3 protein-coding genes and 1 pseudogene are annotated in these 5,112 nt (G+C 68.6%); 3 read left to right on the forward strand and 1 reads right to left on the reverse strand.

Features of this window, described 5'->3' with window-relative positions; genetic code table 11:
- The coding region (locus NBG84_RS04595) for an aldehyde dehydrogenase family protein (protein WP_250917964.1) at positions 1–386 on the reverse strand (386 nt) is incomplete at its 3' end.
- Between the two features lie 1,053 nt (positions 387–1,439).
- On the opposite strand from NBG84_RS04595, the gene NBG84_RS04600 reads away from it, so the two are divergent.
- The 3 genes and pseudogenes from NBG84_RS04600 to NBG84_RS04610 all read left to right on the forward strand — a co-directional run.
- The gene (locus tag NBG84_RS04600; RefSeq protein WP_250917965.1) at positions 1,440–2,804 is read left to right on the forward strand and encodes a flavin monoamine oxidase family protein; all 1,365 of its coding nucleotides are present in this window, start codon (positions 1,440–1,442) and stop codon (positions 2,802–2,804) included.
- Between the two features lie 13 nt (positions 2,805–2,817).
- Positions 2,818–4,269, forward strand: a complete 1,452-nt coding sequence (locus tag NBG84_RS04605) for an APC family permease (RefSeq protein ID WP_250917966.1) — start codon at positions 2,818–2,820, stop codon at positions 4,267–4,269.
- Between the two features lie 585 nt (positions 4,270–4,854).
- Positions 4,855–5,112, forward strand: a pseudogene (locus NBG84_RS04610) (ABC transporter permease); the annotation flags it as partial.

Raw genomic sequence — 5,112 nt, forward strand, 5'->3', positions numbered from 1 at the left:
TCCCACACCGTCGTCGCGGCGGCGGCCAGGCTGGCGGCGAGTACCGCGACCGGTCCCATCGTCTGCGAGGTCAGTGAGAAGTTGATGGGGGAGCCGTTCTGGAGGGTGATCAGCTCCGCCATCTCCTGTCGGCGGGCGAGGAAGCCGTCCTTGATCCGGGTGACGACCTCGATGCGTTCGGCGGGGGTCATCCGGGGCCAGGGGCCGTGGTCGAACGCCTCGCGGGCGGCGGCCACCGCCTTGTCCACATCGGCTGCCATCGCGTGGGGCACCCGGGCGACGACCTGCTCGGTGACGGGTGAGACCACCTCGATCACCTGGTCACCGGCCGGCTCCACCCACGCTCCGCCGATGAACAACTTGTCGTGAACCACGATCTGGGACATGTCGTAACTCCTGAGGGTGTTGCAGCGGAACAAGGTCGGTGCCGCACGGAAGAGCATCGGGCAGCTCCGGCGGCTGGGGAAGTTGGCGAGTACGGGGCTGCCGGGGGCTGTCCGTCCCGGTGGTGGCGGTGTCGGGGGAGAGACGTGCCCGGCCAGGACAGGGCCGGGGCCGGCCAGCGCGGAGCCGACTCCGAAAACACACCGCAGACTGTCGGGGTGAGGGATCTTCGGTGTTGGGATCGTTCATACGCGCCAGTGCCGGCGAATCCCGGCGGGTGGGCGGTATCGTGCTGGCCGCCGACGGTTCATGACCTCTCCGGTTGACGCGGCACCCGTCGTACCCGTCAGTTCGGCCGTGTGGTGTTGGGAGCCCCCGCCAGTCAGCAAGTGCGGGCTGCACTGACGGGGGCGGCTCTTTCCCTGCTGCGAGTTCGGCCATGGTGCGCATCCCCTTCGATCTCACGAGGACAGGAACCAGTGGCCAGGTCTCGGCTACGCACACCGTATCGACCGTCCGTACGGTTAGCAATAGTTCGAGGGGTGAAGGCGGCACGCGCACTCACAGCCGCCTGCTGATGGGTCGCGTCGGTGTGTACGCACCTGCCAACACGAGGGAACCCCCTTCGGGCGACCGCGGTATCCACCTGCCAGCACCCGTGGCCGCGCCGGCTTCCCTACCCCTGCCCAACTGCCCGCCGGGGGCGAGTCGAACGACTTCAACTGCTTCCAGCCCATGGGGAGACCCTCGCTGACCTGGGCGACAGCGTCGTCCCCGGCGACGTCATGCGCACCCGGCGAAAACCCTGCCGAGGGCCTGCCCTGAGGCGGTGGCGAGCTGCCGCGGCAACGAGCGTCCGCCTTTTGGGCGGTTGTTGCCGAGATCCGCGTACCGGTCGTGTGGTCGCAGATTGTTTGCCGCTCCCTCTTGTGTGCCGAGGCGCACTCGTGCCAACCTCTCGCCAAGTCGGACGTACGACCAACAATTGCGGTCGATGCCCTCGCAACAGTCGCGAGGCCGATCGGAATTTCTCGCGATCATGAGGAGCACAACGCATGGAACGCTTTGACGTGGCTGTTGTGGGTGCAGGGCTCGCCGGATTGACCTCCGCGGTGGATCTGGTCGCCCAGGGTCATCGGGTGGTTGTCCTGGAGGCCCGTGGCCGAGTCGGCGGCCGCACGACGGGCCAGCTGATGTCCGACGGGCGCACGATCGAGATGGGCGGCCAGTGGGTCGGTCCCACCCAGGACAAGGTGCTCGAACTCTGCGAGGCCTACGGCCTGAAGACCTACCCCCAGCACACCGCCGGTGAGGACCTGTTCGTGTGGGGCGGCGAGGTCAGTCGCTACGGCGCGGGTGAATCCCGGGTGTCCGCGAAGTCGCGGCCCGAGGTCGCGCGGATGATGGCCGAGCTGGAGGCGATGGCCGCGACGCTCGACCTGGAGCAGCCGTGGATGGCCGCCCGGGCCCGGGAGTGGGACGCGATGACGCTCCAGAGCTGGCTCGACGGCGCAAGCGACAACGCCGAGGCGCAGGCGTTCTGGCGGATCGTCGCGCCGGCTGTCTTCGCCGCCGAGGCGCAGGAGATATCACTGCTGCACTTCCTGTTCTACATCGCCTCCGGCGGCATGTTCGACATTCTGCTGGGGAGGGAAGGCGGTGCTCAGGAACGCCGTGTGGTCGGCGGTTCGCACCTGATCTCCGAGGCCCTGGCACACTCCCTGGGCCAGGTCGTCCGTCTCTCCTCGCCGGTGCACGCGATCGAGCACACAGCCGACGGCGCTGTCGTCCGGTACGAGGGGGGTGCCGTGTCCGCCCGCCGGGTGGTGGTGGCACTCCCGCCCACGCTGGCCGGACGGCTGCGGTACGCGCCGGCGATGCCCGCGCTTCGCGACCAGTTCACCCAACAGGTTCCGATGGGCTCGGTCATCAAGGTCAACGTCGCCTACGACAGGCCCTTCTGGCGCGAAGCCGGGCTCAGCGGCTATGCGTCCAGCCCGGAGCACCCGCTGTCCGTGGCCATCGACAACACCCCGCACGGGTCCGAGCGCGGCGTGCTCGCCGGCTTCGTCGAGGGGGTCCACGCACGCCGGCTGACCACGCTGACCAGGGAGGAGCGGCGCGCTGTCGCGCTGGAGTGCCTGGTGGCGTACTTCGGACCGCAGGCCGCGGAGCCCCTGGAGTACTTCGAAAAGGACTGGAGCAGCGAGGAGTACAGCGGGGGCGGCTACGGCGGCCGGCTCGGCACCGGGGTCTGGACCGCGTTCGGCCCGCAGCTGAGGGAACCGGTCGGGGTCATCCACTGGGCCGGCACCGAGACCGCCGCTGTCTGGAACGGCTACATGGACGGTGCTGTGCGCTCCGGACACCGCGTCGCCGAGGAGATCCACACCGCTCTGTCCGCCACCCCCGCCCACTAGAGGGAGGTCTGCCATGCCGGACTCACCCGCAAACACCTCCGAGGCGCCGCCTGTCAGAGGTACGCTCTCCGCAACGAAGATCGTCTTCTTTGTCGTGGCGGCCACCGGACCCATGGTCGCCATGATCGGCACCGTGCCCTACGGGTTCGTCCTGGGCACCGGGCCCGGAATACCCGCCGCCTATCTCGCCGCCGGCCTGATCATGCTCTGCTTCGTCTCAGGTTATGCCGCGTTGAGCCGGAGAATCGTCAACGCGGGCGCTCTGTACGTGTACATCCGCGTCGCGCTCGGGCGCGTACCGGGTTCGGCTGCGGCCTATCTGGCGGTCCTGTCCTACAGCGCTTTCGGCATCGGTGTGTTCGCGGTCTTCGGCTACTACGCCAGCGTGGTCATTGACGCACCCGTCTCATGGCACTGGTACACGGCAGGCGCCCTGCTCCTGACCGCCCTGCTCGGACGACGCCAGATCGACCTCTCCGCCCGGGTGCTCGGCGTACTGATGGTCGCGGAGATCGCCATCCTGCTGGTCATGGACATCGGGATCGTCGCCTACAAGGGAACGGACGCGATGCCCCTGGTCTCGTTCGAGCCGAAGGTCGCCCTGGGCACCGGTCTGGGCGCTGCGTTGATCTTCGCCTTCATCTCGTTCGCGGGTATCGAGTCGGCGGCGCTGTACGGCGAAGAGGCCCGCGACCCACGCCGGTCCGTGGCGCGTGCCTCCTTCTGGGCCGTCGTCATCACCACGGTCTTCTACACGCTCACCAGTTGGATCGTCGTGGGAGGCGTCGGTCCGGACAACGTCCGCGCCAGGGCGGCGGAGGAGTCGGGCAAACTGCTCTTCGCGCTCAGTGACCAGTACACGTTCTCCGGGGTGACCACGGTGATGTCGGTGCTGCAGATCACCAGCCTGCTCGCCGCCTGTTTGGCCGTGCACAACGCCACCAGCCGCTATATGTACGCCCTGGGCCGCGAAGGGCTGCTTCCCCGGGTACTGGGCGCCTCGCACCCGAAGTTCAACTCGCCGTACAGGGCGAGCGACACCCAGTCCCTCGTAGCCGCACTGGTGATCACCACCTTCGCCCTTGCCGGCCTGCACCCCTACAAGACCCTCGGAGTCAGCTTGGTCAGCCTGGCCACCGTCGGGATCATGGTCCTGCTGCTGTCCACCTCGGTGGCCGTCCTGGCCTTCTTCAGCCGGAACGCGGCCGGGCGCCACTGGTGGCGCACCGTGCTGGCACCGGTGCTCACCCTGGCGGGTCTGGGCACCGCAATCGTCTTGGTCCTGCAGAACTACCCGTATCTCACCGGGACCGATTCGGTCGTGATCAACAGCCTCACGATCCTGCTCCCTGTCGCCGCAGCGGGCGGAGCCGTGCGCGCCTTGTGGCTGCGGGCACGCCGCCCCGAGGTCTACCACGCGCTGGACCTCGATCCGTCTCCCCCTGCCGCACAACCCGCCGAGTGAGGTTCCCCCGCTGTCCAAGAGGTGCTGATCAGCTGGTCAGCGGGGGCTGGTGGGGTTTCGGGCTCGGCGGTTCGGCTGCCGTCTGTTCGGCGCAGCGCCTCTCTTCGAATCCGATCGGGCCGGGGAATCCGAGCCGTTCCCGGATGCGGGAGTCGTAGCGGCCGTCGAAGCACTCGAAGAGCGCGAGAGCCCCTCGGTGGGTTCGGCGAAGACGCGGCCGCCGAGGAGACCGCCGATTCCGCGGGTGAACCGATCTCCAACGGGGAATCGCTCGATCACATCGTCGCCACCGTGAACCGGGCGTTGCGCGGATGCCTGCGCCGTTGTCCTCGACATGCTGCCCGCAACCCCGCCCATCGGGGACGCGAGCTTTCGCACAGGAGTGACGGGCGCCTGCACCATCCCCGAACCGGGTGTCCTCCCGGCTGCTGCCGCTCGTCTTCGGGACGGGCGGGACATCCACGGTGATCCGCGTCGGGATGACGGTCTTCCCTTCGGCAGGCAGGCCACCGCCGACGCCTGCCACTCCATTCCGTCGGGCATGTTCGATGTCGCCGAGGCGTTCCAGGCCAACCACTTCGCGAGTTGTTCGAGACCGTCCTGCCCGCGGCTCCCCCGCCGATCCCCACCAGTCCCCGCCTGGTGACGAGCCTGTCGATCCTCATGGTCGTCGCGACCGGGTTCGTCGCCGTCGACCACGGCGTCGGCCACCTCGCCAAGCACTCCTGGAGTCTGTCCCAGCCCTGTCCGATGTATGTCGGCATCGTCGTCTCCGCACTGCTGGGCGTCATCTCGACCGCCGCCGTCGGACCCGTCCAGAACCTGTGCACCCCCTGGCGCGCC

It is taken from the genome of Streptomyces albipurpureus, from assembly GCF_023701525.1.
GTDB classification, from domain to species: domain Bacteria; phylum Actinomycetota; class Actinomycetes; order Streptomycetales; family Streptomycetaceae; genus Streptomyces; species Streptomyces albipurpureus.

Bases quoted from the DNA above. Each gene is read 5' to 3' on its own strand.
- NBG84_RS04600 (WP_250917965.1), top strand. From the start codon at position 1,440: ATGGAACGCTTTGACGTGGCTGTTGTGGGTGCAGGGCTCGCCGGATTG.
- NBG84_RS04605 (WP_250917966.1), top strand. From the start codon at position 2,818: ATGCCGGACTCACCCGCAAACACCTCCGAGGCGCCGCCTGTCAGAGGT.